24 protein-coding genes are annotated in these 26,502 nt (G+C 69.5%); 13 read left to right on the forward strand and 11 right to left on the reverse strand.

What is annotated here, in order from left to right; genetic code table 11:
* Positions 1 to 93: 93 nt before the first annotated feature.
* Together GH747_RS02680 and GH747_RS02685 are read left to right on the forward strand one after the other, a co-directional pair.
* Positions 94 to 555, forward strand: coding sequence for an aromatic ring-opening dioxygenase LigA (locus tag GH747_RS02680; protein ID WP_149768006.1), 462 nt, complete (start codon positions 94 to 96; stop codon positions 553 to 555).
* Between the two features lie 37 nt (positions 556 to 592).
* On the forward strand, positions 593 to 1,717 hold the full coding sequence (locus tag GH747_RS02685; protein ID WP_149768007.1) for an MFS transporter: 1,125 nt from the start codon (positions 593 to 595) through the stop codon (positions 1,715 to 1,717).
* Between the two features lie 22 nt (positions 1,718 to 1,739).
* Here GH747_RS02685 and GH747_RS02690 read toward each other — a convergent pair whose 3' ends face one another.
* Together GH747_RS02690 and GH747_RS02695 are read right to left on the reverse strand one after the other, a co-directional pair.
* The gene (locus GH747_RS02690; protein WP_163695258.1) at positions 1,740 to 2,435 is read right to left on the reverse strand and encodes a M15 family metallopeptidase; all 696 of its coding nucleotides are present in this window, start codon (positions 2,433 to 2,435) and stop codon (positions 1,740 to 1,742) included.
* Positions 2,436 to 2,817: 382 nt separating this feature from the next.
* Complete coding sequence (locus GH747_RS02695; RefSeq protein WP_149768010.1) at positions 2,818 to 4,272, reverse strand: CCA tRNA nucleotidyltransferase; 1,455 nt, start codon at positions 4,270 to 4,272, stop codon at positions 2,818 to 2,820.
* A 60-nt stretch (positions 4,273 to 4,332) separates the two neighbouring features.
* Here GH747_RS02695 and GH747_RS02700 point away from each other — a divergent pair, with 60 nt between their 5' ends.
* The 5 genes from GH747_RS02700 (at position 4,333) to trxA (ending at position 11,465) form a co-directional block, all read left to right on the forward strand.
* Complete coding sequence (locus GH747_RS02700) at positions 4,333 to 6,480, forward strand: DUF6049 family protein (RefSeq protein WP_149768012.1); 2,148 nt, start codon at positions 4,333 to 4,335, stop codon at positions 6,478 to 6,480.
* Positions 6,477 to 8,258 (forward strand): murein biosynthesis integral membrane protein MurJ, encoded by a 1,782-nt coding sequence (gene murJ / locus GH747_RS02705; protein ID WP_149768014.1) that lies wholly within the window; start codon positions 6,477 to 6,479, stop codon positions 8,256 to 8,258. Before GH747_RS02700 ends, murJ begins: the two co-directional genes overlap by 4 nt.
* Before the next feature lie 57 nt (positions 8,259 to 8,315).
* Positions 8,316 to 9,899, forward strand: a complete 1,584-nt coding sequence (locus GH747_RS02710; protein ID WP_149768015.1) for a protein kinase family protein — start codon at positions 8,316 to 8,318, stop codon at positions 9,897 to 9,899.
* Between the two features lie 119 nt (positions 9,900 to 10,018).
* Positions 10,019 to 10,972, forward strand: coding sequence for a thioredoxin-disulfide reductase (gene trxB / locus GH747_RS02715; RefSeq protein WP_149768016.1), 954 nt, complete (start codon positions 10,019 to 10,021; stop codon positions 10,970 to 10,972).
* 166 nt (positions 10,973 to 11,138) lie between these two features.
* Positions 11,139 to 11,465 carry a thioredoxin gene (gene trxA, locus GH747_RS02720; protein ID WP_149768017.1) on the forward strand — a complete coding sequence of 109 codons (327 nt, stop codon included), beginning with the start codon at positions 11,139 to 11,141 and terminating at the stop codon, positions 11,463 to 11,465.
* A 206-nt stretch (positions 11,466 to 11,671) separates the two neighbouring features.
* Here trxA and GH747_RS02725 read toward each other — a convergent pair whose 3' ends face one another.
* From GH747_RS02725 to rpmH, 8 genes are all read right to left on the reverse strand, one after another.
* On the reverse strand, positions 11,672 to 12,715 hold the full coding sequence (locus GH747_RS02725; RefSeq protein ID WP_149768018.1) for a ParB/RepB/Spo0J family partition protein: 1,044 nt from the start codon (positions 12,713 to 12,715) through the stop codon (positions 11,672 to 11,674).
* A complete protein-coding gene (locus GH747_RS02730; protein WP_149768019.1) occupies positions 12,712 to 13,527 on the reverse strand; it encodes a ParA family protein in 816 nt (271 codons plus the stop codon). The genes GH747_RS02725 and GH747_RS02730 overlap by 4 nt, the downstream gene beginning before the upstream one ends.
* Before the next feature lie 289 nt (positions 13,528 to 13,816).
* Entirely contained in the window at positions 13,817 to 14,449 is a 633-nt protein-coding gene (gene rsmG, locus GH747_RS02735) for a 16S rRNA (guanine(527)-N(7))-methyltransferase RsmG (RefSeq protein ID WP_149768020.1), read from the reverse strand.
* A 10-nt stretch (positions 14,450 to 14,459) separates the two neighbouring features.
* On the reverse strand, positions 14,460 to 14,951 hold the full coding sequence (locus GH747_RS02740) for a Jag family protein (protein ID WP_149768656.1): 492 nt from the start codon (positions 14,949 to 14,951) through the stop codon (positions 14,460 to 14,462).
* 41 nt (positions 14,952 to 14,992) lie between these two features.
* Positions 14,993 to 16,015, reverse strand: a complete 1,023-nt coding sequence (gene yidC, locus GH747_RS02745) for a membrane protein insertase YidC (protein ID WP_149768021.1) — start codon at positions 16,013 to 16,015, stop codon at positions 14,993 to 14,995.
* Positions 16,015 to 16,272 carry a membrane protein insertion efficiency factor YidD gene (yidD, locus tag GH747_RS02750; protein WP_205602731.1) on the reverse strand — a complete coding sequence of 86 codons (258 nt, stop codon included), beginning with the start codon at positions 16,270 to 16,272 and terminating at the stop codon, positions 16,015 to 16,017. The genes yidC and yidD overlap by 1 nt, the downstream gene beginning before the upstream one ends.
* Positions 16,273 to 16,288: 16 nt before the next feature.
* Positions 16,289 to 16,645 (reverse strand): ribonuclease P protein component, encoded by a 357-nt coding sequence (gene rnpA, locus GH747_RS02755; protein ID WP_149768022.1) that lies wholly within the window; start codon positions 16,643 to 16,645, stop codon positions 16,289 to 16,291.
* Between the two features lie 17 nt (positions 16,646 to 16,662).
* Entirely contained in the window at positions 16,663 to 16,815 is a 153-nt protein-coding gene (gene rpmH, locus GH747_RS02760; protein ID WP_149768658.1) for a 50S ribosomal protein L34, read from the reverse strand.
* Positions 16,816 to 17,271: 456 nt separating this feature from the next.
* On the opposite strand from rpmH, the gene dnaA reads away from it, so the two are divergent.
* The 5 genes from dnaA to GH747_RS02785 all read left to right on the forward strand — a co-directional run bounded on the left by dnaA (position 17,272) and on the right by GH747_RS02785 (position 23,214).
* Positions 17,272 to 18,900: a chromosomal replication initiator protein DnaA gene (gene dnaA / locus GH747_RS02765; RefSeq protein ID WP_149768023.1), complete on the forward strand. Its 1,629-nt coding sequence runs from the start codon at positions 17,272 to 17,274 to the stop codon at positions 18,898 to 18,900.
* Between the two features lie 468 nt (positions 18,901 to 19,368).
* Positions 19,369 to 20,511 carry a DNA polymerase III subunit beta gene (gene dnaN / locus GH747_RS02770; RefSeq protein WP_149768024.1) on the forward strand — a complete coding sequence of 381 codons (1,143 nt, stop codon included), beginning with the start codon at positions 19,369 to 19,371 and terminating at the stop codon, positions 20,509 to 20,511.
* 70 nt (positions 20,512 to 20,581) lie between these two features.
* The gene (gene gnd / locus GH747_RS02775; protein ID WP_149768025.1) at positions 20,582 to 21,457 is read left to right on the forward strand and encodes a phosphogluconate dehydrogenase (NAD(+)-dependent, decarboxylating); all 876 of its coding nucleotides are present in this window, start codon (positions 20,582 to 20,584) and stop codon (positions 21,455 to 21,457) included.
* 10 nt (positions 21,458 to 21,467) lie between these two features.
* The gene (recF, locus tag GH747_RS02780) at positions 21,468 to 22,610 is read left to right on the forward strand and encodes a DNA replication/repair protein RecF (protein WP_149768026.1); all 1,143 of its coding nucleotides are present in this window, start codon (positions 21,468 to 21,470) and stop codon (positions 22,608 to 22,610) included.
* Positions 22,603 to 23,214, forward strand: coding sequence for a DciA family protein (locus GH747_RS02785; protein ID WP_149768027.1), 612 nt, complete (start codon positions 22,603 to 22,605; stop codon positions 23,212 to 23,214). Before recF ends, GH747_RS02785 begins: the two co-directional genes overlap by 8 nt.
* 6 nt (positions 23,215 to 23,220) lie before the next feature.
* Here the strand turns inward: GH747_RS02785 and GH747_RS02790 are convergent, their stop codons facing one another.
* Complete coding sequence (locus tag GH747_RS02790) at positions 23,221 to 24,072, reverse strand: phosphatase PAP2 family protein (RefSeq protein ID WP_149768028.1); 852 nt, start codon at positions 24,070 to 24,072, stop codon at positions 23,221 to 23,223.
* 306 nt (positions 24,073 to 24,378) lie between these two features.
* Between GH747_RS02790 and gyrB the strand changes: the two genes are divergently transcribed.
* Positions 24,379 to 26,475, forward strand: coding sequence for a DNA topoisomerase (ATP-hydrolyzing) subunit B (gyrB, locus tag GH747_RS02795; RefSeq protein ID WP_149768659.1), 2,097 nt, complete (start codon positions 24,379 to 24,381; stop codon positions 26,473 to 26,475).
* Positions 26,476 to 26,502: the final 27 nt, after the last annotated feature.

Here is a 26,502-nt window from a genome sequence, read left to right on the forward strand (position 1 = left end):
GGGTCCGCGCCGTTCGTGCGTCCCGGGCGGGCTCGACCCGGTCCCGCTACGTTGTTGGCACGGTCTCGGGATCCACCGACACGGAGGACAACGATGAGCACGATCAGCGAGTCCACCGACCGACGCTCCGCGAAGGGCCTCGGCATCCTCATCGCCATCGCCGGTGTGGTGATGGTCATCGCCGGGGCGACGACGTACACCCTGGTGAGCCAGACGCTCGCCGACGAGAAGATCACGGTGTCCGACGATGCCCGCTTCGCCGCCGGCGACGACGTCAACGGTCCGTGGTCGGCGTACTGGCAGGCCGACATCATCCAGCAGCACGCGGAGGAGGCTGCCGACGGCAACACGTACGCGGAGCTCGAGCAGGACGATCCGCGTCGCGAGGTCGTGATGGATGCATCGTTCCTGCGCGCCTCCTTGTTCACCTCGGTCGTCGCGTTCGGGGTGTCCGCACTGGTGGTCGGCCTCGGGATCGTGTTCCTCCTCGTCGGGTGGGCGCTGGTCCGGTTGTCGCCGAGCCGTCGCGCCGAGCCCGCGCCGACCGTGGAGTAGCCACCGCGCCCGCCCGGGCCGCTGCGATAGTGGCCGGGTGCGCGTGACCTTGTGGACCCCGGGCTTCGTCCGGCTGCTCGGCGTCCGGGTCGCGGCCCAGGTGAGCGACGGTCTGTTCCAGGCCGGTCTGGTGTGGCTGGTGCTGCTCTCCCCCGAGGCCCAGCGCTCGCCGGAGCGGTTCGTGGCGGTCCTGGTCCTGGTGCTCGTGCCGTTCAGCGTCCTCGCGCCGTTCGTCTCGCTGGTGCTCGACCGCTGGCCCCGGCGAGACATCCTGGTGTGGGCTCAGGTGCTGAGGACGGCGGTCATCGCGATGGTCGGTGTCCTCGCGTGGGCGACCTCGGAGCGGGCGACGTGGCCGGTGTACGCCTTGGTCCTCGTGGCGCTCGGGCTTGCCCGCCTCATCCTCGCTGGCCTGTCGGCGTCCGTCCCGCACGTCGTCTCGGCGGACCGCCTGGTCGACGCGAACACGCTCGGACCGACGCTCGGTGCCGGAGCCCACGCGTGCGGCATCGGGATCGGTGCGACCCTCATCGCCCAGGACGCGTCGTCGTCGGTGGTCCTGGGTGCCGGCGCGGTCGCGGGCCTCGCCGCCGTCGTGGTCGCCCACGGCTTCGGTCGGCTCACCCTCGGACCCGACGCCGGGACGCACCCACCGCAGCCCCGGGACGTCGTCCGTGACCTCGTGGACGCTGCCGCCCACCTGCGCACCCGTCGTACGGCGGTGGTGGCGCTCGGCTCGTTCGGCCTGCTCCGCGTGGCGTACGGCGGGTTCACGCTCCTCGCGTTCTCGGCGACCGCGGCCGACGGTGACGACGCCGCAGCCGCGCTGGTGGCGACCGGGGTGGCGGTCGGGTTCGTCGTGGGCGCCGTGACCACACCGTTCGCCGCGCGCGCCGCCGGTCTGGCCCGGTGGGTCGTCCTCACCGGCGTGGGAGGCGCGGTCGTCGTCACCGGTGCGTGGGCGCTCGGTGGCGGCGCGACGTGGGCGTGGTGGCTCCAGGCGTTCGCGTTCGGCGTCGTCCACCAGGCGTGGAAGATCCGTACGGACACCGCTGTCCAGCGCACGGTCGACGAGGCGTACCTCGGCCGGACGTTCGTGCTCTACGACGTGATGAACAATCTCGCGTACGTCGCGGGCGCGGCGACCGTGCTGGTGCTGTGAGCCCGGCCGACGACGTGCCTGCTCACGAGACGCGGTCGCCGGACGCGACGTACTCCCAGTGCCACGGCTCCGGCCGGGAGCCACCCGGGCGCGCCCACGACGGCAGCGCCCACCCGAAGTCGGGCGCGTGCGCATCCATCCAGTCCCAGGCGCTCGTCCCCGCGACACCGTCACTCGCCGTGCAGAGGTCGAGCGCGAGCCCGAGCCCATGGTTGCTCGTCCCTGGAGGCGCGACCATGCTGGGGTTCCCCGCGTGCATCGACGCCTGCTGCGCGTACGTCCGGTAGCCGTTGTTGACGCACGGATAGCGTCCGAAGGTCTCCTTGAAGGCTTCCTGGAGGCTTGCCCACGCCTCCGCCGCGTCGGCGCGCAACAGCATCCCCGACCCCGGGATCGCGCAGAGCGCGGAGGCCGGCAGCCTCCCGTTGGGACCGGAGGGCTGGTCACCCGTCGAGTCGCAGTCGGTGAGGATGCGCATCCGCTCCGCCATCGCTCGCCCAGACGTGCTGAGGCTCCGGCTCGCGCGCAGCTCGGTGCTCTCGCGCTCGGCCCGGCGGTCGACCTCGGCGGTGATCTGGCGTGCGAGGGCGGCAGCCTCGGCCGCGGCCTGGCGCTTCCCCTGCACATGGAGTGCGGCGGGCACGGCGAGCGCCACGAGGGTGACGAGTACCGTCGCGGCGGCGAGGCGGCGACGTGACAGCCACGCTCTCCGGGACACGGTGCTCGTCGACCGGTCCGTGGCGCGGTCGGTGGACGTCGTCGCGGTCACGCGGTCGGTCGGGGTCGTAGCCCGGCGGCCTCCCGGCGGCGTCGCGCGTCGACCGCCCGCCGTCATCGGGCTGCGGCCACCGGCGGTCGTGGCTCTGCGGCCACCGGCAGGCGTGGCTCTGCGGCCACCGGCGGGCGTCGCACGTCGACCGCCCGCGGGTGTCGGCGTACGCCGTGCAGGCACGGTGGACCCGGTGCCGGCGTGCGGGGTCGCAGGCTCGGCACTGGTCGACGCGCTGCGCCGTCCCGCCACCGTGGTCCTCTCGTCAGCCCCCGCTGGCGATCACCCTAGCGACGCCGGCGGGACCTCGGCCACACTCCGGCGGCAGGCATCACGCGTCCGCGTCGCGCGCCGCCCACCAGGCGAGCAGGGCTTCGCGGGCCGACTCCTCACCGAGCGGGCCGCGGTCCAGGCGGAGGTCGAGCAAGAACCGGTACGCCTCGCCGACCTGCTTGCCGGGACCGACTCCGAGGATCTCCATGATCTGGTTGCCGTCGAGGTCGGGGCGCATCCGGTCGAGCTCCTCGGCCTCGGCCAGCGCCGCGATCCTCGCCTCGAGGTCGTCGTAGGTGCGCTGGAGCCGCTCGGCCTTGCGGCGGTTGCGGGTCGTCGAGTCCGCCCGCGTCAGGACGTGGAGCCGGTCGAGCTGGTCGCCCGCGTCGCGGACGTAACGACGCACCGCGGAGTCGGTCCACTCGCCGGTGCCGTACCCGTGGAACCGCAGGTGCAGCTCGACCAGCGTGGAGACGTCGTCGACCACGTCGTTGGAGTAGCGCAGCGCGCGCAGCCGCTTGCGGGTGAGCTTGGCGCCGACCGCGTCGTGGTGGTGGAAGGTGACGGTGCCGTCCTCGAGGAAGCGGCGCGTGCGCGGCTTGCCGATGTCGTGCAGCAGCGCCGCGAGACGGATGATCAGGTCCGGGCCCTTGCCGGGAAGGCGCTCCTCCAGGGCGATGGCCTGCTCGAGAACCGTCAGCGAGTGGTCGTACACGTCCTTGTGACGGTGGTGCTCGTCACGCTCGAGCCGGAGCGCCGGCAGCTCGGGCAGGACGTACGCCGCGATGCCGGTGTCGACGAGCAGCGTGAGGCCTGCGCGGGGGTGACGCCCGAGCAGCGTCTTGTCCAGCTCGTCGCGGACCCGCTCGGCCGACACGATCGTGATCCGCTCGGCCATGGCGCGCATCGCGTCGACGACCTCCTGGACGGCGGTGAAGCCCAGCTGGGACACGAACCGCGCCGCGCGCATCATCCGCAACGGGTCGTCGTCGAACGACTGAGTGGCTGCGACCGGGGTCCGCAGCACCTGCACCTCGAGGTCCGCCAGCCCGCCGAACGGGTCGACGAAGGTCCCGGTCGCGAGGTCGTACGCCATCGCGTTCACGGTGAAGTCGCGTCGGGACAGGTCACCGTCGAGCGAGGTGCCGTACTTCACCTGCGGCTTGCGTGAGGCAGGGTCGTACTGCTCGTCGCGGTACGTCGTGATCTCGATGTGGAGGTCACCCTTGCGAGCAGCGATCGTGCCGTAGTCGCGGCCCACGTCCCAGGTGGCGTCCGCCCAGCCGCTCAGCAGCGCGTCGACGTCGTCGGGATGCGCCGACGTCGTGAGGTCCCAGTCGTTGCACGGCCGACCGAGGACGGCGTCGCGGACGGGCCCTCCCACCAGCGCCAAGGTCTGGCCCGCCGCGTGGAAGCGCTCCGCCAGGTCGACGACCGCCGGGGCGGTGCGCAGGAGGTCGGACAGTGCAGCGCCGGGATCACGCAGTGCAGAGGAAGGGGAGGCGGTGGCCATGACCCCCCAGTCTACGTGGGCTGCTCCGGGCACGTTGCGCCTCGCTCTAGCATTGCCCCGATGACACGCGCCGAAGTACGCCCCTCCCGCCCTGCGCGCCGACGTACGGCTCGGGTGGTCGTGGCGACCCTGCTGGCTGCTGTCGTCGCGACGCTCGTCCCCTCTGCAGGTGCGCCCGCCGGGGCTGCCGACGCCGACCGCCTCGCGGTCACGATCGACGCGCTGACACCTGTCGCGCTCGGCACCGGGGACACCCTCGTCGTGAGCGGGCGGGTGAGCAACCCGTCGTCGCAGGCCTGGAGCCGGCTTCGCGTGCACCTCGTGATGCCGTCTGTCCCGCTGACCGACGCTGCAGCCGTCGATGCGGCACTCGCCGAGCCGAGCGCGGACGTCACCGGCACGCGGCTCACCTCGCCGGGTGTCGTGGTCGAGGCCGGCGACCTCCAACCTGGAGACACCACGACCTTCCAGCTGGAGGTCCCCGCGACCGAGCTCCCCGTGACGACGGCCGGGGTCTATCCCGTCGGGGTCCATGTGCTCGCCACCGGCGGCGACGGAGCCAGGTCGCCTGACGCGGTCGGACGGGCGTACACCGTCGTCCCGTACGTCGCCGACGAGCGCACGGCGTCGACCCGGGTGTCGATGGTCTGGCCGTTCATCGCGCCGATCCAGCGCGACGCGCGCAACCGCTACGTCGGGACCCCCGCGCTCGTGCAGTCCGTGTCGCCGGGCGGGCGGCTCCGCCGGATGCTCGACCTCGCGCGCGCCGACGTGTCGGCCCCGAGCACTGTGCTGATCGACCCCGCGTTGCTCGACGCCCTGCGCGACCTCGCGAACGGCTCGTACGGCCCGGCGCGCGACAACGCTCCAGGGGGCACCGCCGCGTACACGCCTTCCGCGGTCGTGGACGAGTCCACCGCGGCCGGGCGGGTCCAGGTCTTCCTGACCGAGCTCGTCGCGTACGCGCGGAGCCATGCGGTGTGGGCCCTCCCGTACGGGCGCCCGGACACCGCCGCTCTCACGCGTCGAAGCGCCGGCGAGAGCGGCAAGGTTGTCGTCGAGGCGGCGCAGGCGGCGACGGCCGCGACGCTCGCGCAGTTCGACCTGTCCGCCCGGATCGTCTCGTGGTCGCCGAACGGCATCACCAACGCGAACAGGATCAACGGCGCACGCCGGCTCGGCGCCACCGCGTTCCTCGTCTCCCCTGAGGTGCTTCCCGGCTGGACGCGCGCCGACAGCACTGCGCTCAGTACACCGATCGCCGACAAGCCGGCGGACCTCGTCGTCGTCGACCCGACCCTGGCGCCCGAGTCCGCCGGCTCCAACCCGACCCTCGTGCTGCGGCAGCGGGTCGCCGCGCGAGCCACGCTCGCGGCGCTCGGTCACGGGTCGCGCACCGTCGTCGTCGTCCCTGACCCGAGCTTCGATCCCGGCAACGAGTGGGCGCGTGCGCGCTTCCCGACCCTCTTCGACGCGCCGTGGATCAACCCCGTCACCGCTGACGCGCAGCTCGGCGACAGGGCCGCGGCGTGGGAAGGGCGGGTCAGGCTGCCGGCGAAGGCGAACCAGCGTCCGATCGACGGCGACCAGGTCGCTGCTGCTGCGCGCATCGTTGGCTCCGGCAGCGTGGTCAGCGAGATCCTCGGCGACGACGAGCGGCGTGACGTCTTCTACCAGCAGAGCGCCGCGCTCGCGACGTCGCAGGACTGGCGGGCGGCCCGCACCCGTGGCGTCCAGCACGCCGAGGAACAGGCCGCGTCCGTGTCGCGGATCCTCGAGCGCGTGAGCGTGTCCACCTCCTCCTTCGTCACGCTGTCCGGCTCGTCGGGTCGCTTCCCGGTGACGATCACGAACGAGCTCACGTCGCCGGTCACGGTCGGCGTGCACTTCACCGCCGACGACGCGGCCGCCCGCATCGAGGACATCGCCCCGCAGGAGATCCCCGCCGGACAGAGCGTCACGCTCACCGTGTCGGCAGACGTGGGCCAGGCGACGACGACGACGTTCGTCGCGACGCTGGCGACCGCGGAGGGTTCCCTGTTCGGGGAGGGCGCGGCATTCACGCTCCGCTCCAGCGTCGTCGGCCGCATCATCTGGTTCTTCCTCGGTCTGGCGCTGCTCCTCGTGGTCGTGGCGATCGTCAGGCGCGTCGTCAAGGCACGCGCCGCCGCTGTCCCGGCCGAGGCCGACCTCGGAGACGACGCATGAGCAAGCACCGGCAGTCACGGCGCGACCGCCGCCGTGCCGCACGGAACGCGACGACGATGGCAGCCCCTCTGGCGGCCGAGGCTCCCGACGCCACCGCGGAGGTGAGCGAGACCAGCGAGGCCGTCGCTGAAGCCGTACGCCGCACGTCCACGGGGCTGCTGTCCGCGAGCGTCCTCATGGCGGCGGGCACGATCGTTTCCCGCATCTCGGGGTTCGTCCGATCCGCCCTGATCTTCGCTGCGATCGGGTCGTCGCTGAACGCCGACATCTTCACCGGCGCGAACACGATCCCGAACGCCCTCTACATCCTCGTCGCCGGCGGCATCTTCAACGTCGTCCTCGTGCCTCAGCTGGTGCGGGCCATGAAGAACGACAGCGACGGCGGTGAGGCGTACGCCCAGCGCATCGTCACCCTCGGCCTGCTGGTGCTCGGCATCGCGACGGTCGTGCTGGTGATCGCCACGCCGCTGCTGGTGCGGCTCGTGTTCGACCACCGGCTCTTCGACCCGGGCAACGAGGACGCGCTCTCGTCCGCGTACGCGCTCATGCGCTACTGCCTGCCGCAGGTGTTCTTCTACGGTGCGTTCGTCCTGGTCGGCCAGATCCTGAACTCGCGCGGACGGTTCGGCCCGATGATGTGGGCGCCGATCGCCAACAACCTGATCTCCTGCGCGATCCTCGTCACGTACATCGTCGTCTACGGGAGCAGCAACGGCTCCGACGGCTTCACGAGCGGCCAGGAGATCCTGCTCGGTGTCGGGTCCACGGTCGGCATCGCGGTCCAGGCGCTGGTGCTGGTCCCGTACCTGCGCGCTGCCGGGTTCCACTACCGTCCGAGGTTCGACTTCCGCGGCGTCGGACTCGGCCACACGCTGAAGCTCGGCGCTTGGACCCTGGCGTTCATCCTGGTGAACCAGGTCATGTTCGTCGTGATCACCCGGATCAGCACGAGCGCCGGCCTGCTCGCGCTCGCCGACGGCGACGCCGACCCTGCGGGCACCACCGTCTACGCCAGCGCGTTCCTGATCACGCAGGTCCCGCACGGCGTCATCACGGTGTCCCTCGTGACCGCCACGATGCCGCTGATCTCACGCCTCGCGGCGCAGGGCGACCTCCGCGCGATGCGCTCGGAGATCCAGAGCAACATCCGGCTCGTGCTGGCGCTCCTCGCACCCATCGCCGTCGCGGTGTTCGCGCTGTCCGAGCCGCTCGGCACCCTCGTGGCCTCGTGGGGCGCGATGGAGGGCCGGACGGAAGCCGTGTCGACGACGATCGCCGCCTTCGCGCCCGCGATCATCTTCTTCTCGCTGCACTACATGAGCCTGCGGGGCTTCTACGCCCTCGAGGACACGCGCACGCCGTTCTTCCTCCAGCTCGTGCTCGCGACGGTGAACATCGCGCTGGCGGTCGCGTTCGCGACGCGCGTCGATCCGCAGGCCATCTCCTCGGTGCTCGCCATCGCGTACGGCTGCGCGTACCTCGTCGGCTCGTTGCTCGCGATCACCGTGCTGTCCTTCCGGATCGGACCGGTGCTGGACTGGAGCGCGCTCGGGTTCCTGGCGCGGCTGGTCCCCGCCTGCCTGGTCGCAGGGGCCGTCATCCTCGCGTGCGGCAACCTGCTCGCGGAACCACTCGGCCTCGATGGCGACGACAAGGTCACGGCGCTGGTCACGCTGGTCGTCTTCGGCGGCCTCGGCGCTGCAGCCTTCCTCGTCATGGCGTTCCTGCTCCGGATCCGTGAGGTCACCACGGTCCTCCGTACCATCGCCCGACGCTGACCGGACCTGTTTCGGCAGCCGCTCCCGGGCGGGCGCCGCACCTGGATAGCATGAGGCGTGGACCAGACTGCGGCACTCTGCTCGGGGCTCATGCTCTCGGGCCGCTACCGCCTCGACGACCTGATCAAGGAGTCGGGCGGCGCGGTGACGTGGAAGGCGTACGACACGGTCCTCGACCGTCCCGTCGGCGTCCAGGCCGTCCGCGCCGACGACCGCCGCGCGACGGCGTTCATGCTTGCTGCCGGCCGGTCGACGGCGGTCTCCGACCCGCGGTTCCTCCGTGTGCTCGACATCATCGAGGGTGATCACGGGCACACGTTCCTCGTACGCGAGTGGGCCCGCGCGGTCTCGCTCGACCACGTCCTCGGCCCGTCGACCCTCACCAACACCCGGTCGACCCATGTGGTTCTCGAGCTTGCTGACGCGTTCGCGCAGGCGCACGAGGCCGGCGTCTACCACCGCCACCTTCGACCGGCGACCGTCCTCGTCAAGGACAACGGCGGCATCCGCATCATCGGCCTCGCAACCGACCACGCGCTCCGTTCGGCTCACCACGACGTCGACGACGCCGACGTCGGCTACGCGGAGCAGCTCGACGTCGAAGCCATCGGCAAGATCCTCTACGCGTGCCTGACCGGCCGCTACCCCGGTGGCGACGAGGGTCTCGCTCCGGCGCCTCGCGAGCACGGGAGGGTGCTGCGTCCCCGGCAGGTGCGCGCCGGTGTATCCCCGGACGTCGACACGGTGTGCGACCGCATCCTCGGCCGCCCACCGCGTCACCACCGCCCGTCGCTCCGGACGGCGCGTGACGTCGCGCTGGAGCTCGCGATGACGGGAGACGACAGCCCTGTCGATCCCGAGGTCCAGGTCGCGTCGTCGCCCGACGTCTTCCGCCACGACCCCGTGCGCGATCTCCACGCCGACCCGCCGCCGGCGGTCAACCCGCCGAAGCCTCGCCCAGCAGCACTGGCTCCCCCGCCTCCGACCCCGCTGGAACGCGGCGTCTCCAAGGTCAAGAGCTCCACCAAGGGCAGCGAGCGCAAGCTGATCTGGCTCGCGCTGGCGGTCATCGCGGTGCTGTCGGTGACCCTCACGTTCATGGTCGGCCGCGCCTCGGCGCCCTCCGATGAGCCCCCGGTCGACGACTCGCCGCCCGCCGAGGTCAGCCGGTCGGTCGTCGACTTCGGTGTCGACTCCGTGACGTCGTTCGACCCACGGCCGGACGGTGACGGCGAGGAGAACCCGGGCCAGGCCAAGCTCGCCGTCGACGGAGACAGCAGCACCGCCTGGACGACCCGGGAGTACTACCGCCGCGACGACCTCGGTGGCCTCAAGGACGGTGTCGGGCTGCTCATCGACCTCGGACGTGTTCGGGACGTGACCGCCGTCCAGGTCGAGTTCGGCGCCGCGCCCACGTCGTTCCGCGTCTATAGCGCGCCGGGTGTCGCGAAGCCGCCGAAGAACACGTCCGACATGGTGCGGGTCGGCGGCTACACCGACGCCCCGACCGGCGCCTCGGTGTCGTTGTCGCAGCCGACCACGACCCGCTACGTGCTGGTGTGGCTGACACGACTTCCCGAGGTCGACACGGACATCTTCCAGGGCGTGGTGTCTGAGGTCACGGTCCGTGGCCTCGAATAGCTGACCCGAACGCCTTGACTCGCCGGGGTGTGACGGCTCACGGGAATGGCGCGCACCTATGATTCGTTATGCGTGGTGCGGTTTCCACACGCACTGATCGTGAACACCAAAGGCGGAGCATGTCCACTGACGTACGCAACGTGATCATCATCGGCTCGGGCCCGACCGGCTACACCGCAGCGGTCTACACGGCACGCGCCAACCTGTCGCCGCTCGTGTTCGAGGGTTCCGTCACCGCTGGTGGTGCACTGATGAACACGACCGAGGTCGAGAACTTTCCCGGTTTCCCCGAGGGCATCGACGGACCGGCGCTGATGGACAACATGCGTCGGCAGGCTGAGCGCTTCGGCGCCGAGCTCGTCGCCGACGACGTCGTCTCGGTCGACCTGACCGGCGACGTGAAGATCGTCCGTACGGCCACCGGCGAGCACCACGCGCGCTCGGTGATCCTCGCGATGGGCTCCGGCTACCGCAAGCTCGGAGTGGACGGCGAGGACCGTCTTTCCGGTCGCGGCGTCAGCTGGTGCGCGACCTGCGACGGCTTCTTCTTCCGCAAGCAGGAGATCGTCGTCGTCGGTGGCGGTGACTCAGCCGTCGAGGAGGCGACCTTCCTGACGCGCTTCGCCGACAAGGTCACGCTGGTCCACCGACGTGACGAGCTTCGCGCCAGCAAGATCATGCAGGAGCGGGCCTTCAAGAACGACAAGATCGAGTTCGCATGGAACTCGGCTGTGAAGGAGATCCGCGGCGAGCTCTCGCTCGAGGGCGTTCTCCTCGAGGACACCGTCACCGGCGAGGAGCGCTACCTCCCCGCGACGGGGCTCTTCATCGCGGTCGGCCACGATCCTCGTTCGGAGCTCCTGCAGGGCCAGGTCGATCTCGACCCCGAGGGCTACGTGCTCGTCCAGCCCGGCTCCACGCAGACCAACCTACCCGGCGTGTTCGCCGCCGGTGACCTGGTCGACCACACGTACCGCCAGGCCGTCACGGCGGCCGGCACCGGATGCGCGGCTGCTCTCGACGCCGAGCGCTACATCGCCGACCTCGAGCACGCCGAGCTGACCCGGGCGTGACGATCGTGAGCCGCGCAGGGATCTCCTCCTGGGAATCCCCGCGTAGGCACGCGGCGTTGCACCTGACAGCACCGCGCGACCGCTCGGCGGTCATCGTTCTCACCCGAGCAGCTCGCCGTCGGGCTGCTCAGTCACCATCATCGCTTCGATCGAAGGGGAAGTAACCGTGGGAAACATCCAGGCCGTCACTGACGCCGAATTCCCGACTGCCGTCCTGGGAGCCGACAAGCCTGTCCTCGTCGACTTCTGGGCCGAGTGGTGTGGCCCGTGCCGTCAGGTCTCCCCGATCCTCGAGGAGATCGCAGCGGAGTACGGCGACAAGATCACCATCGTCAAGATGAACGTCGATGAGAACCCGCAGACTCCCGCGTCGTACCGCGTCACCTCGATCCCGACGCTGAACGTCTACCAGAACGGCGAGATCGTCCAGACGATCGTCGGCGCCAAGCCCAAGAGTATGCTTCTCAAGGAGCTCGACGCCTTTGTGAGCTGACCGTCGCCCCGCTCCATGAGCGGGTGTGGCTCGGTAGGCGGCTCCTCATCGCCTGTGACAAGGGCCCCGGCACCAGATGGTGCCGGGGCCCTTGTCCGTGGTGCGCGAGGCGCTCAGCGCTGCGGAGGTCCGCCGCGCGACTGAGCAACCTGACCGTTTGTCGACAAATCTCTTTGGAGATTTAAGGTCTAATCGCCTCGGAGGGATTAGTTCTCGGCTTGCTTCGAGGGATCCATGAGCGTGACGATGCGCTCGAGATCGTCGATGGACGCAAACTCGACGGTGATCTTGCCCTTCGTCTTGCCGAGATCGACCTTCACCCGCGTGTCGAATCGGTCCGCCAGCCGATCGGCGAGGTCGGCCAGCTTTGGCGCAACCGGGCGCCGTGCACGTTGCCGCGGCTCGACAGCAGGATCGTCACCCTCGCCGAGCGCCACAATCTCCTCGAGTGCTCTGACGGAGAGGCCTTCCGCCACGACTCGCTGCGCGAGTCGATCTTGGCGGTCGGTGTCCGTGACCGAGACCAAGGCCCTCGCGTGGCCCGCGCTGATGACGCCGGCGGCGACTCGCCGCTGGACAGCGGGTGTGAGTCGGAGCAGCCGGAGCGTGTTGCTGATCTGAGGGCGTGAACGGCCGATCCTGCTGGCCAGCTCGTCGTGCGTGCAGCCGAAGTCGTCGAGCAGTTGCTGGTACGCCGCTGCCTCCTCGAGCGGGTTCAGCTGAGACCGGTGCAGGTTCTCGAGGAGCGCGTCTCGCAGGAGGTCCTCGTCGGACGTGTCGCGCACGATCGCCGGGATGACATCGAGTCCCGCCGCCTTCGTCGCGCGCCAACGCCTCTCGCCCATGACCAGCTCAAAGCGGTCGTCCGCGACCTTCCGCACGACGACGGGCTGAAGCAGTCCGATCTCTCGGATCGAGTGGACCAGCTCCGCCATGGCGTCTTCGTCGAAGACCTCACGCGGCTGGCGGGGGTTGGGCGAGACCTCGTCGACCGGGATCTCGGCGAAGTACGCGCCGTCGACCGGCGTCAGCCCTGTCGATGCCGCGAAATCTTCAGCCGTCGCAACGGCTGACGGCGTGGGAGCACCGTCGACTGCACGGAGGCTCCCGCCGCTCTGCGCCGGCGATGAAGGAGTCGATCCGTCCTCGCGCGACCCTGCGCTCTCGCCTGTTTCACGTGAAACCTCTGCCGGTGCAGTCGGGATGAGCGCCCCGAGTCCACGCCCGAGGCCGCGTCGCTGCTGACTCATGCCGCCGGCTCCGCTCCGGCCTCGGCGATCTCGCGGGCGGCCTCCAGATAGGACAGAGAGCCGGGCGAGCTCGGGTCGTACGTGATCACCGTCTGCTGATAGCTCGGCGCTTCAGAGATCCGCACAGATCGCGGGATGGCTGTCTTGAGCACACGATCACTGAAGTACGCGCGGACTTCGTCGGCGACGCCGGCGCTGAGCCGAGTGCGCGCGTCGTACATCGTCAGCAGAATCGTGCTCAGGTTGAGCGACGGGTTGAGCTGCTCCTGGACCATCTCGACGGTCTTGATGAGCTGGCTGAGACCCTCAAGTGCGTAGTACTCGCACTGGATCGGGATCATGACCTCTCGTGCGGCCGCCAACGCGTTCACGGTCAAGAGACCGAGCGAAGGAGGGCAGTCGACGTAGACGTAGTCGTACGGCCGCTCCTCACTCGCATTGGCGGCGAGGAACTCATCGAGCGCACGACGCAACCGCGTCTCACGGGCCACCATCGGCACCAGCTCGATCTCCGCTCCAGCCAGGGCGATCGACGCCGGGAGAACGTCGAGGTCCTCGACGTCAGGACACGGCTGGATCAACGAGGTGATGCTCTGCCCGTCGACGAGAACCTCGTAGACCCCTGGCGTCTCAGCGTTGTGCTCGACGTTCAACGCTGTCGAAGCGTTGCCTTGTGGATCAAGATCGATCACCAGGACGCGCTGCCCATGCGAAGCCATCGCCGCGGCGACGTTCACTGTCGTCGTCGTCTTGCCGACCCCGCCCTTCTGGTTGGCGACGACGATGACACGTGTGCTCGTCGGACGCGGCATGGGGTCACGAGAGTCTGCCACCTGCTGCCGACGCAGACTTGCCTCGACCTCCTGGGCAAGTGGGGTGTCAGTCGCGAAAGCGCCACTGTGCGCGAGATCTGAGGCGCGAGGGACACTCATCGGTACGCGGGGGTCGTTCACGCAGGCTTCTCCTCGTGAGTCTTGGTTTCACGTGAAACAGGTGGGGTCTGCCACCCCACTGGACCTCGGTCCATGGTGCCGGGGAGTGCATTCACTTTCGAGCTGGTCCAGGGATAGCCCAGAGTCGGCGCCACATCAGCGTGCGTCATCAGCCCACCTTGTCAATCGTCACCATCGTCGTGGGGGTCTCGACGACTCCATCACCGTACGACTTGACGCGCGGGTTTGTCCCACCCGCCGCGCGGATTGTGGACAGGGACACGTCGATCTCGCTCTGGGCAGAGGAACCCTTGATCACCCACATCACACCGCCCGGCCGCACGAGGGGCATCGACCAACGGACGAGCTTGTCGAGAGCGGCGACCGCGCGCGACGTCACCACGTCATACTGGCCCTTCGCCTCGTCTGCGCGTCCACGAAAGACCGTGACGTTGGAGAGCCTCAACTCGTCCACGACCTCGGTCAGGAACGTCGTCCGGCGGAGAAGTGGCTCGATCAGCGTGATCTCGATGTCTGGACGCGCGATCGCCCACACCAGGCCAGGAAGCCCAGCGCCGCTGCCGACGTCTGCCACCGTCGCACCGGGGTCGAGCGCGTGCGCCATGACCCCGCAGTTGAGGATGTGTCGCTCCCAGAGACGCGGCAGCTCCCGTGGGCCGATCAACCCACGGACAACTCCTTGGTCAGCGAGGATGTCGACGTAGGCCGATATCGCCGACACGTGGTCACCAAACACCGCCTCAGCGGCGTCGGGGGGCGATGTTTCACGTGAAACATCCATGGGATGTGCCTCAGTCAGCCAGGATGACGACGCGGCGCTCAGGCTCCTGGCCCTCAGACTCGCTCGTCAGGCCCGCAGCGGCCACCGCGTCGTGGACCACCTTGCGCTCGAACGGCGACATCGGAACCAACCGTGCCGGCTCTCCTGACGCCTGGACCGTCGCGATCGCATCGGCAGCGATCTGCTGGAGCTCGGCGCGACGCTGAGCACGGAAGCCAGCGACATCGAGCATGAGGCGGCTGCGTTCGCCGGTCTCACGGTAGACCGCGAGACGAGTCAGCTCCTGGAGTGCTTCGAGCACCTCCCCGTCACGGCCGACGAGCATCGACAGATCGCCGCCGACGATGGAGACGGAGGCGCGGTTGCCCTCGACGTCCATGTCGAGGTCCCCGTCGACGTCCGCGATGTCGAGGAGCTCCTCGAGGAAGTCAGCTGCGATGTCGCCCTCGTTCTCGAGGCGCTCCACGCGCTTGCTTCGCGAGCCTTCGTCATCGGCAGCCACAGGCTGCGTGGTGGCTGCTTCGGACTCGTGTGATGTCTCGGTCACGACTTCGCCCCTCCCTGGCCGGCTTCGTCGTCCGGCGCGTCGTCTGAATCTGGCTGCGAATCAGCGGCTGGGCTCTGGCCCTGCGAGGCCGGACCCTTCTTCCGCTGCTCGCGGGACTGCTTCTTCGGCTGCTGACGCCGGGGTGCAGCCGGCTTGTCCTCGATCGCGGGCGCTTCGGGCGTCGGCTCCTGCAGCTTGCCGCGGCGCTTGTCGCGCTCGCGCTTCGCCTCGAAGGCGGGCGTGCCCGGCGCTGGGTTGTTGCGGATGACATAGAACTGCTGGCCCATCGTCCAGGCGTTCGACGTCGTCCAGTAGAGGAGAACACCGACCGGGAAGGCGATGCCGCTGATCGCGAACACGAACGGGAGCACGTAGAGGAGCAGCTTCTGCTGCTGCGCGTACGGGCCGGTCAGTGCATCGGCGGGCATGTTCTTCGACATCAGCTGCCGCTGCGTCAGGAAGGTCGTGGCGGTCATGAGGACGACGAGCACCGCACAGACGATCTTCACGTGGACCGTCGGGTCGGTGAACTGGCTGGCGATCTGGACGCCGAGGAACGTGGCCTGGCTCATCGACTCTGCCTGCTCAGGCGAGAGGAATCCATGCGCGGTGCCGTTCGCGGCACCGTTGATCACGCGGAAGAGCGCGAAGAAGATCGGCATCTGCAGCAGCAGAGGGAGGCAGGACGCGAACGGGTTGGTGTTGGCCTCGCGGAACAGCTTCATCTGCTCCTGCGCCATGCGCTCACGGTCGTGGCCGTACTTCTTCTGGAGCTCGCGAATCTTCGGCTGCAGCAGCTGCATGTTGCGGCTGGCCTTGATCTGCTTCACGAACAGCGGGATCAGCAGCATCCGGATCGTGATCGTCAGGCCGATGATCGACAGGGCCCAGGTCCAGCCGGAGTCCGGATCCAGGCCGAGCTGTGAGAACAGCCAGTGCCAGGCCAGCATGATCCCGGAGACCGGGTAGTAGAGGACCTGCATGATCGTGTCGAAAAAGTCGACGATCGCGTCGAACATCAAACCCCTCGCGGTGGAGTCGGGGAGGATCCGCGGGCAGCGGATCTGGGGGGAACTGGGTCGAGACCTCCCGCAGCCCACGGGTGGCAGCGAGCAAGCCGACGGGCAGCCAACCAGCTGCCACGGGCAGCGCCGTGCTCTTCCACGGCGGCGAGCGCATAGGCTGAGCAGGACGGGTAGTACCGACAGACCTGACCGTACAGCGGACTGATCGCGAACCGATACGCCTTCAACAGGGCGACGAGGACGGTCTTCACAGCACGATCACGCCGATCATGGCGATGCCGGCGCAGTGCAGAGGCGAGACAGCACCTGGTCGACGTCTGGCGCGAGCTCGGCGGAGGACTTGCGGGCCGACGCGGGGAGCGCCCGGATCACGATGTCCGTCCCGCCAGGAAGACTGTCGAGCCGGCCAGCGACCAGTGCCCGGAGCCTGCGCTTCACGGTGTTGCGAGTCACGGCGTCGCCGACCTGCTTGCCGACGATGAACGCCGCGCGGACCGGATCCTGCGGAGAACGGGCATCCAAACGAACGTAGGCGAGGACGGTGCGGGAGCCCGCACGTCGTCCTCGCCTCGTCGTTGTTCGGATGTCGTCGCTCGTGCGGAGACGATGCGCCGGGCTCAGCACCGCACAGCCCGCTCGTCTCAGGCCGACAGGCGCGTGCGGCCCTTGCGACGACGGTCCGCCAGGATCGCGCGGCCGGCACGCGTGCGCATGCGCAGGCGGAAGCCGTGCTTGCGCGCGCGGCGACGGTTGTTCGGCTGGAAGGTGCGCTTGGTCACGGGAAAGCTCCCCATCGTGTCTCGGACCGCAACGCTCGCGGTCATCGGGTACTGGGCGGTCATGCGTGTGCCGGTTCGACGGCCACCGCCCGCCGACGTCCACCAGAAGGTGCTGGGGCACGCAGGCATGCGGCAGGTGTCGAGGACTTCGACCTCACCACGGTACGTGGTGCTTCCACAGCGGGTCAAACTGGCCCCTACACCCGTGAGGAGCCCCACGTCCAGGCTACACGCCGGAACCCCCGGGTTGCGGAACCGGGAAGACCCTGTGGACAATCGGTTGTCGGTGCCTGTCCGGGCTGTTAGCGTCCCCGGAACAGGCCACTATCCACAGGGGCCTTCGTCGGTCCGGTGGGGTCGAAAAACATTGAGATTACGGGAATCTCATCACGGGGATCAGTAAGTCCACATGTTGTGGATAACTATGTGGACGCCTGTGCCAGTCGCAGGAGCCGGAGATTGGGGCCATCGATGGACGAACAGCAGTCACCCAACAACCGGCAGGAGTCCGACGCCCCGACGAGTGACGCACGCGACGCCGAAGCGTTGCGGACCAGGTGGAACGCCATCACCGAGGTGCTCCCCGTCACGACTCGTGCCTGGGTCACCAGCTCGGTTCCCATCACCCTGCACGAGAACACGCTCCTCGTCGGCGTCCCCAACGACTTCACCCGGACCCAGATGGAGGCCCGCCTCCGTCCGCAGCTCGAACGTGCACTGTCCGACTCGTTCGGACGCGAGATCCGGATCGCCGTCACCGTCGACCCCGACGTCCTCCCGGCCTCGACGCAGCACGACGACGACGCCATCGACTTGTCGACAAATCGAGAAGGGGACATTTCTCGTGTCGACGAGGCGCCGTCGCGCGAGTCGTACGAGCCCGTCGCCCCGCGGATCCCCGACGGCATCCGCGACGAGGCCGGCGACCAAGCCCCGCAGCAGCCCGCACCGCCGCACCGGCAGGTCGCCGAGGCCGAGACCCCCCCGTACCAGGACCCGACCCCGGCGTTCGTGCCGACGGCTAGCCATGCCCGGCCCCCGCAGCACGTCCGCGCGGCCGAGACCCGTCTGAACCCGCGCTACCACTTCGAGAACTTCGTCATCGGCTCCTCCAACCGGTTCGCCCATGCGGCGGCCGTCGCCGTCGCAGAGGCGCCGGGTCGGGCGTACAACCCGCTGATGATCTACGGCGAGTCCGGCCTCGGCAAGACGCACCTCCTCCACGCGATCGGGCACTACGTCAGGAGCCTCTACGCGAACGCCCGCGTGCGCTACGTCAGCACCGAGGAGTTCACCAACGACTTCATCAACGCCATCCGTGACGACCGGATGCCTGCGTTGCAGCGTCGCTATCGCGACACCGACGTCCTGCTGATCGACGACATCCAGTTCCTCGAGGGAAAGATCCAGACCCAGGAGGAGTTCTTCCACACCTTCAACACCCTCCACGGGTCCAACAAGCAGATCGTCATCACGTCCGACCGGCCGCCACGCGGACTCGAGTCGCTGGAGGACCGCCTCCGGAGCCGGTTCGAGTGGGGCCTGACCACCGACGTGCAGCCTCCCGACCTCGAGACCCGCATCGCGATCCTGAGCAAGAAGGCCGAGATCGAGAAGCTGACGGTCCCGCCGGAGGTGCTCGAGTTCATCGCCAGCCGCATCCAGACGAACATCCGCGAGCTCGAGGGCGCGCTCATCCGCGCGACCGCCTTCGCCAGCCTCAACCACCAGGCCGTGGACCTGCCGCTCGCTGAGATCGTGCTCAAGGACCTCATCCCCGAGGGCGGCGAGCCGGAGATCACCGCGGGGCTGATCATCGCCCAGACCGCGTCGTACCTCGAGTACTCGATCGAGGAGATCTGCGGTGCGAGCCGGTCACGCGGGCTCGTCCAGGCACGTCAGATCGCGATGTACCTCTGTCGCGAGCTCACCGAGCTGTCGCTGCCCAAGATCGGACAGCACTTCGGCGGTCGCGACCACACCACCGTCATGCACGCCGACCGCAAGATCCGCACGCTGATGGCCGAGCGTCGAGTCGTCTACAACCACGTCACGGAGCTCACCAACCGCATCAAGCAGCAGGCCCGGCAGGCGAGCTAGAGCGCCGATCTCGCCGACATCAGGCCTCGAAGGGGCCGGTACGCCACGCGTACCGGCCCCTTTTCTTGTCTTTCTGGACTACCCACACCTGGGGAAACCCCTGGGGATAACAGCACCAGTTCGTGCACAGGGCCCCACACAACGGTGCACACGCTGGGGAGCCACTCGGTCTCGTCCACGGGCCCGCACAGCCGAAGGGGGCGTCATCCACACCGGCCGCGCACGTGAAAACTGACCCTGACCTGGAACGACAAGAGTTATCCACCTCATGCACAGCACCTACTCCTATGGTGAGAACCTCAATATCTTGGGATTCCTTCGAAGTCATCCACAGGCCAGACCTGGGGACGACGAATGACAAGATCCCTGAGTGGTCGCCGGAGCCGGAGCCGTGGCAGGATTCCAGGAAACATGTCATTCCCCCCGGCCGAGTCCTGGCCGGAACCACCCGTCCGGAGGCACAGCGCTGTGAAGTTCCGCATCGACCGCGACGCCTTGGCCGACGCAGTCGCCTGGACGGCTCGGAGCCTGCCGACCCGTCCGACCGTCCCCGTGCTCGCCGGCCTGATGGTCGAGAGCACCGACGGGGGCATCGCACTCTCGGGCTTCGACTACGAGACCTCGGCCCGCTCGACCGTCGACGCCGACGTGGCGGACGAGGGGCGCGCGCTGGTCTCGGGCCGCCTCCTCGCCGACATCTGCAAGTCGCTTCCTGGTCGCCCGGTCGACGTGTCCGTCGACGGCACCAAGGTCTCGGTCGTCTGCGGCAGCAGTCGTTTCAGCCTCCAGACGATGCCGGTGGAGGACTACCCCCAGCTCCCCGCGATGCCGACGGCCTCGGGCACCGTGAGCTCGGACGACTTCGCCACGGCAGTCGCCCAGGCGGTCGCGGCCGCGGGCCGAGACGACGTCCTGCAGCTGCTGACCGGCGTCCGCATCGAGCTCGAGGGCTCGAGGATCTCGCTGCTCGCGACCGACAGGTTCCGTGCGAGCCTGCGTGAGCTGACCTGGTTCCCGGAGTCGCCCGACGCGTCGGCCACCGCCGTCGTTCCCGCCAAGACGCTGTCCGACATCGCCAAGTCGTTCACGGCGGGCGGAGAGCTGACGATGGCCGTCGCCACGGGCGACCAGGGCCCCGGACTCATCGGCTTCGAGGGATCCACGGCGTCCGGCACCCGTCGTACGACGACGCGGATGCTCGAGGGTGAGTTCCCGAAGGTCCGGCAGCTGTTCGCCGCCAACGCGCTCACCGTCGCGTACGTCGACCGCCAGGAGCTGATCGACGCCGTCCGTCGCGTCTCGCTAGTCGCCGAGCGCAACACACCCGTCCGCCTGACGTTCTCCGACGGTCAGGTCCTCCTCGAGTCGGGAAGCGGCGACGACGCCCAGGCGCAGGAGACGCTGGAGGCACGGGTCGACGGCGACGACATCGTCGTCGGGTTCAACCCCACCTTCCTGCTCGAAGGCCTCCAGGTCATGACGGAGCCGGCCGTGCACCTGTCGTTCACGCAGGCCAGCCGCCCCGCGACGCTGGCCGGTGTCCAGGAGCTCGGCGGTGAGCCCAACACGTCCTTCCGGTACCTCATCATGCCGATGCGACTGCCCGGCTGAGCACCACCCGCACCCGCATGCTTCTCGGGGCCGTTCCAGTCTCGGGGCCGTTCCAGCACGAAGGAGAGCCATGGACATCGGACTGATCGGCCTGGGCAAGATGGGCGGCAACATGCGCGAGCGCATGCGCCGAGCGGGCGTCACCGTCGTCGGGTACGACCGCAATCCCGACCTCGCGGACGTCGCCTCCCTCGGAGCGCTGGTGGAGGCTCTCCCCTCCCCGAAGGTCGTGTGGGTGATGGTCCCGGCCGGTGACCCGACCCACGAGACGATCGCGCAGCTGCGGGACCTGCTCGGACAGGGCGACGTGGTGGTCGACGGCGGCAACTCGCGCTGGACCGACGACCTGCGCCACGCCGGCGAGCTCGCCGAGAAGGGCATCGGCTTCGTCGACTGCGGGGTCAGCGGCGGTGTCTGGGGCCTGACCGAGGGGTACGCCCTCATGGTCGGCGGCGCTCCCGACGACATCGCCAAGGTCCAGCCGGCCTTCGACGCGCTCCGCCCGAGCGCCTCGACCGGCTTCGTCCGTGCGGGCAGCGTGGGCGCCGGCCACTTCTCCAAGATGGTCCACAACGGCATCGAGTACGCGATGATGCAGGCGTACGCCGAGGGCTACGAGCTCCTCGAGAAGGTCGACCTCGTCGACGACGTCACCGAGGTGTTCGGATCGTGGCGCGAGGGCACCGTCGTACGCTCATGGCTGCTCGACCTGCTGGTCAAGGCGCTGGAGGAGGACCCGGGTCTCGCCAGCATCCGCGGCTACGCGGAGGATTCGGGCGAGGGGCGCTGGACGGTCGAGGCAGCGATCGACAACGCCGTGCCGACGCCCGCCATCGCTGCGTCGCTGTTCGCGCGGTTCTCGTCGCGCCAGGACGACTCGCCTGCGATGAAGGCGATCGCGGCCATGCGCAACCAGTTCGGCGGCCACGCGGTGAAGTCGGAGTAGCCCGAGGACCGTGCACGTCACCCACCTCTCGCTCCACGACTTCCGCTCCTACCCCGAGCTCGAGCTCCCCCTCGAACCCGGCGCCAGCGCGTTCATCGGTGCGAACGGCCAGGGCAAGACCAACCTGGTGGAGGCCATCGACTACCTCGCCACGCTGGGGTCGCACCGCGTCGCGGCCGACGCCCCACTGGTCCGGGTCGGTGCCGAGCGCGCCGTCGTCCGCGCGTCGGTCGAGCGCGGGGACCGTACGGCGCTGCTCGAGATCGAGATCACGCCGGGCCGCTCCAACCGGGCGCGCGTGAACCGAGGCCCGCTCCCCCGCCCGCGCGACCTGCTCGGATGGCTGCGGTCCGTCGTCTTCTCGCCCGAGGACCTCCGCCTCGTCAAGGGCGACCCGAGCGACAGGCGCCACTTCCTCGACGCCCTCCTGATCCTGCGCTCACCCCGGTTCGCGGGGGTGCGCGCCGACTACGACCGTGCGCTCCGCCAGCGCAACTCCCTGCTCAAGACGGCACGGCAGGCGGGACGGGGCAAGGGGCTCGAGACCCTCGACGTCTGGGACGGCCAGCTCGCGGCGTACGGCGGTGAGCTCCTCGCGGCGCGGCTCGCGCTGCTGGACGAGCTCGGCCCGTACCTCGCGGCGGCCTACCGTGACGTAGCCGCCTCGGCCGCGGCGGAGCGCACGGCAGCGGTCGCCGAGTACAAACCGTCGTTCGACCACCCCGACACCCGCGACCGCGACGTGCTGCGCGAGGCGATGGCCGAGCAGATGCGGGAGCGGCGTCGCGACGAGATCGACCGCGGCGTCAGCCTCGTGGGACCGCATCGCGACGACGTGGTCCTGTCGCTCGGGGACCTCCCGGCGAAGGGCTACGCGAGCCACGGCGAGTCCTGGTCGTTCGCGCTCGCGCTACGGCTCGCGTCGTACGACCTCTTGCGTGCCGACGGCGACGACCCGATCCTGATCCTGGACGACGTCTTCGCCGAGCTCGACCGCGATCGCCGCTCCCACCTCGCCGACCGGGTCACCGAGGCCGAGCAGGTGCTGGTGACGGCAGCGGTGGCAGAGGACGTGCCGACCGGTCTGCGAGGGCGCCGGTACGACGTGGCTGCGGGCACCGCGACCCGCGCCGAGGAGGCGACCGATGCCTGACGACCGAGGTGGTCCGACCGACGGCACGGAGGCAGGCGGCACGGAAGCGGCCGACGGCCGGCAGCGCGAGGAGAAGCGGGCCGAGCCGGCTCCCGACGAGCCCGAGCACCGGTCGGACGGCATCGAGCTCGCTCGGAGCATCGCCCGCTCCTACCGCGGCGTCGGGCCCGCGGCGCCGCGCGGTGGCAAGGCACGTGCGCGTCGCCGGCAGCGCACCACCCCGAGCGCGTCGGGAGCACATCCGGACGACCGCGACCCGCAGCTGCTCGAGTCGACCCTCGACCGTCTGGTCAGCGAGCACGGGTGGGACACGGAGGTCGCCGTGCACGGACTGTTCGGACGCTGGGCGGAGATCGTCGGACCGGACATCGCCGAGCACTGCCGTCCGGAGACGTACGCGGACGGCCAGCTGACCGTCCTCGCGGACTCGACGGCCTGGGCGACCCAGCTGCGGCTGCTCGCGCCGAACGTGGTCGGTCGGCTCAACGAGCGGCTCGGCGACGGGACGGTGACCCGGATCAACGTGCGGGGTCCGCAGGGACCGAGCTGGGCCAAGGGCTCCCTCCGCGTCCGCGGGCGAGGCCCGCGCGACACGTACGGGTGAGACCGCTCAGCGCGCGAAGACCGACGACAGCCGGTCGAACACCGCGACCGACAGTGCGGTCGCGAACCCGATCGCGGCCATGACCGCCGCCGCGGGACCGAGACCGGACCAACCGCCGTCGGGGCGTACGCCGATCACGAGAAGCACGACGCCGGCGACGGCCGCTCCGACGAGGGCGAGGCCGAGCGACCCCAGCAACGTGCCGGCAGGTGGTCCGCCACGGCGCAGCGCGAGGACCAGGACGACCCCTGCACCCCAGATCAGACCCACTGCGAGGGCGGCCAGCACGTCGGCAGGGCGGTGCCAGCCGGCGACGACCGTCGAGACACCGGTGAGCACCACGACGCCGGTGCCGCCCATGACCACGAGCCAACGAAGGGCGATCGGCGCGACGAGGAGGGCCGCGAGGACCAGCGAGATCGCGGCTGTCGTGTGCCCGCTCGGCAGGCTGTTGACGTGCCACCCGTAGCTGTAGTCGGGACGCTCGAGGATGGCCCGCTTGAGGAGCTGCGTCGTCACGTTGGCCCCGACAAGCAGCACCACAGCACCGAACGCGGCCGCGAACCGGCGGCGAAGCACCGCCATCGCCGCGAGGACGACCATGGCCGCGGCCATCGTGCCGATGGAGAGGTAGCCGAGGACGGAGAGGAGCTGCTCGAGCGCGTCGCGCCGGGCGTACACGGCCTCCATGGCGGACTGGTCGAGCCGCTGCCCGTCGCGCGTCGCGAGAAGGTACGTGACCACGAGGTAGAGCGCGGTCACGGACAGGACGAGCAGGGCGAGGGCAGCGGAGATCGTGCGTCCGCGTCCAGGAACCCGTGCCGCGGACGGTGCGCGCGTGACCGTCGGTGGTGCCATGTCGTCTACCTTGCCGTATCGCTCAACTGCGCCTCAGAACGGTGCCTCGAAAGACGCGAACCGTGAGGGCCTGTGTGGGGTCCTTGGGGAGCCATGGGCGCATACGGGGCATTGCCGGGCGGGTCCTGGGCGACGACAGCGGCCCTCTGAGGCCTCTCAGAACCCTCCTGACCCGGCGACCGCCCCCACCCCGAGACGAGGATGCCTGTAGAAGGGCCTCTACCGGCTACAATAGGTCAGTCGCGTCCCGATCCGCTCGCCTGGCGGCGAGCAGCCCAGGTCGGGGCGTCTGCGAGTTCCGTGACGATGTCACACGACGACGATGGAGGCCACCCGCCTGTGAGCGAGTCGATCCCTACCCCCGAGACCGACCCGGCACCTTCGGGATCCTCCTACGACGCCGGGGACATCCAGGTCCTCGAGGGCCTCGATGCCGTCCGCAAGCGTCCGGGCATGTACATCGGCTCCACCGGTGAGCGAGGCCTGCACCACCTCGTCCAGGAGGTCGTCGACAACTCCGTCGACGAGGCGATGGCCGGCTTCTGCGACACGATCGAGGTGACCCTCCTCGCCGACGGCGGCGTGAAGGTCGTCGACAACGGGCGTGGCATCCCGGTGAAGGACCACCCGATCGAGAAGATCCCGACCGTCACGCTCGTCCTCACGTCCCTGCACGCCGGCGGCAAGTTCGGCGGCGGCGGATACAAGGTGTCGGGCGGTCTGCACGGCGTGGGCGTCTCCGTGGTCAACGCGCTCTCGACCAAGCTGTACGTCGAGGTCGGGCGCGAGGGCTACGTGTGGCGCCAGTCCTTCACGTACGGCGCACCGGACGGTCCGCTCGAGCGGGGCGAGGAGACCGACTCCACCGGCACGACGATCACGTTCTACGCCAGCGACGACATCTTCGAGACGACGACCTACTCGTTCGAGACGCTCGCGACGCGGTTCCGTGAGATGGCGTTCCTCAACAAGGGCCTCGAGATCCGTGTGCGTGACGAGCGCCCCGCTGCGGGCGAGGTGGCCGACGCGCTGCAGAGCGCCGAGGCCACGCAGGACATCGCGCCCGACGACAGCGCGACCGGCGGCATCGCCGAGGGCCTGATGGAGCGACGCTTCAAGTACGACGACGGTCTCGTCGACTACGTGAAGCACATCAACACCGGCAACCGCACGCCGCTCAACCGCGAGGTCATCGCCTTCGAGGCCCAGAACCCCGATGCCGGTCTCGGTCTCGAGATCGCGATGCAGTGGAACACCTCGTTCTCCGAGTCCGTGCACACGTTCGCGAACGCGATCAACACCCACGAGGGCGGCACGCACGAGGAAGGCTTCCGCTCGGCGCTGACCTACACGGTCAACAAGTTCGCGGAGGACCAGGGCCTCATCAAGAAGAAGGAGGACCGGCTCTCCGGCGACGACATCCGCGAGGGCCTGGCCGCCATCATCTCGATCAAGCTCTCCGAGCCGCAGTTCGAGGGCCAGACCAAGACCAAGCTCGGCAACACCGAGGCGCGGTCCTACGTCCAGACGGTGACCAACGACCACCTCGGCGCGTGGTTCGAGCAGAACCCCGCCGAGGGCAAGCTCGTCATCCGCAAGAGCATCGACGCGGCGGCTGCCCGGATGGCGGCGCGCAAGGCCCGCGACCTCGCACGCAACCGCAAGGGTCTGCTCGGCGGTGCGGGTCTCCCGGGCAAGCTGGCCGACTGCTCGTCGCGCAACCCGGAGGAGTGCGAGCTCTTCATCGTGGAGGGCAACTCCGCCGGCGGCTCGGCCAAGGGCGGACGCGATCCCCGGATCCAGGCGATCCTCCCGCTCCGCGGCAAGATCCTCAACGTCGAGAAGGCGCGGATCGACAAGATCCTTCAGAACGCCGAGGTGCAGGCGATCATCTCCGCGCTCGGCACGGGCGTGACCGACGACTTCGACATCGACAAGCTGCGCTACCACAAGGTCGTCCTGATGGCGGACGCCGACGTCGACGGCCAGCACATCTCGACGCTGCTGCTCACGCTGCTCTTCCGCTTCATGAAGCCGCTGATCGACGGCGGCTACGTCTATCTCGCGCAGCCGCCGCTGTTCAAGCTGAAGTGGACCAACCAGCCGCACGAGCTCGCGTACTCCGACCGTGAGCGCGACGCTCTGCTCGAGGCCGGCAAGGCCGCGGGCAAGCGCCTTCCCAAGGAGGCGCCGGTCCAGCGCTACAAGGGTCTCGGCGAGATGAACGACCACGAGCTGTGGGAGACCACGATGGACCCGGAGCAGCGGATCCTGCGCCAGGTCACGCTCGACGACGCGGCGAACGCCGACGAGGTCTTCACCGTCCTCATGGGCGAGGACGTCGAGCAGCGACGCGCGTTCATCCAGCGCAACGCCAAGGACGTCCGGTTCCTCGACATCTGAGGAGTGAGGCGAAAGGAATGGCGCGAG

This window comes from Mumia xiangluensis, from assembly GCF_010994095.1.
Taxonomy (GTDB): Bacteria; Actinomycetota; Actinomycetes; order Propionibacteriales; family Nocardioidaceae; genus Mumia; species Mumia xiangluensis.

Excerpts from the sequence above, each read along its gene's own strand:
- GH747_RS02680 (WP_149768006.1), top strand. The coding sequence starts at position 94 with ATGAGCACGATCAGCGAGTCCACCGACCGACGCTCCGCGAAGGGCCTC.
- GH747_RS02730 (WP_149768019.1), bottom strand. The coding sequence starts at position 13,527 with ATGCCGCGTCCGACGAGCACACGTGTCATCGTCGTCGCCAACCAGAAG.
- trxB (WP_149768016.1), top strand. The coding sequence starts at position 10,019 with ATGTCCACTGACGTACGCAACGTGATCATCATCGGCTCGGGCCCGACC.
- GH747_RS02785 (WP_149768027.1), top strand. The coding sequence starts at position 22,603 with ATGCCTGACGACCGAGGTGGTCCGACCGACGGCACGGAGGCAGGCGGC.
- yidC (WP_149768021.1), bottom strand. The coding sequence starts at position 16,015 with ATGTTCGACGCGATCGTCGACTTTTTCGACACGATCATGCAGGTCCTC.
- GH747_RS02695 (WP_149768010.1), bottom strand. The coding sequence starts at position 4,272 with ATGGCCACCGCCTCCCCTTCCTCTGCACTGCGTGATCCCGGCGCTGCA.
- murJ (WP_149768014.1), top strand. The coding sequence starts at position 6,477 with ATGAGCAAGCACCGGCAGTCACGGCGCGACCGCCGCCGTGCCGCACGG.
- rsmG (WP_149768020.1), bottom strand. The coding sequence starts at position 14,449 with ATGGATGTTTCACGTGAAACATCGCCCCCCGACGCCGCTGAGGCGGTG.
- gnd (WP_149768025.1), top strand. The coding sequence starts at position 20,582 with ATGGACATCGGACTGATCGGCCTGGGCAAGATGGGCGGCAACATGCGC.
- rpmH (WP_149768658.1), bottom strand. The coding sequence starts at position 16,815 with ATGGGGAGCTTTCCCGTGACCAAGCGCACCTTCCAGCCGAACAACCGT.
- gyrB (WP_149768659.1), top strand. The coding sequence starts at position 24,379 with ATGTCACACGACGACGATGGAGGCCACCCGCCTGTGAGCGAGTCGATC.
- GH747_RS02790 (WP_149768028.1), bottom strand. The coding sequence starts at position 24,072 with ATGGCACCACCGACGGTCACGCGCGCACCGTCCGCGGCACGGGTTCCT.
- GH747_RS02725 (WP_149768018.1), bottom strand. The coding sequence starts at position 12,715 with ATGAGTCAGCAGCGACGCGGCCTCGGGCGTGGACTCGGGGCGCTCATC.
- GH747_RS02700 (WP_149768012.1), top strand. The coding sequence starts at position 4,333 with ATGACACGCGCCGAAGTACGCCCCTCCCGCCCTGCGCGCCGACGTACG.
- dnaA (WP_149768023.1), top strand. The coding sequence starts at position 17,272 with ATGGACGAACAGCAGTCACCCAACAACCGGCAGGAGTCCGACGCCCCG.